Source organism: Anaerococcus cruorum, assembly GCF_046365495.1.
GTDB lineage: Bacteria > Bacillota > Clostridia > Tissierellales > Peptoniphilaceae > Anaerococcus > Anaerococcus cruorum.
In genome coordinates this window covers 2,909-3,325 of record NZ_JBGMEH010000013.1, presented here as the reverse complement: position 1 = coordinate 3,325, position 417 = coordinate 2,909, and the positions used below count along the sequence as shown (strand labels likewise).

Sequence of the window (417 nt, the reverse complement as noted above, 5' to 3'; positions counted from 1 at the left end):
AAAGGAATTGACGGGGACCCGCACAAGCGGTGGATGATGTGGATTAATTCGATGCAACGCGAAGAACCTTACCTGGTCTTGACATGTACGGAATCTTTCAGAGATGGAAGAGTGCCTTCGGGAGCCGTAACACAGGTGCTGCATGGCTGTCGTCAGCTCGTGTCGTGAGATGTTGGGTTAAGTCCCGCAACGAGCGCAACCCTTGTCATTAGTTGCCATCATTAAGTTGGGCACTCTAATGAGACTGCCGGTGACAAACCGGAGGAAGGTGGGGATGACGTCAAGTCCTCATGGCCCTTATGACCAGGGCTTCACACGTCATACAATGGTCGGTACAGAGGGTAGCCAAGCCGCGAGGTGGAGCCAATCCCAGAAAACCGATCGTAGTCCGGATTGCACTCTGCAACTCGAGTGCAT

1 rRNA gene (running past one end of the window) is annotated in these 417 nt (G+C 53.2%); it reads left to right on the top strand.

Annotated features, from left to right (window positions below):
- Nucleotides 1–417: ribosomal RNA gene (locus ACCQ40_RS08195) — 16S ribosomal RNA — on the top strand; its annotated part runs 92 nt beyond the window's last position; the annotation flags it as partial.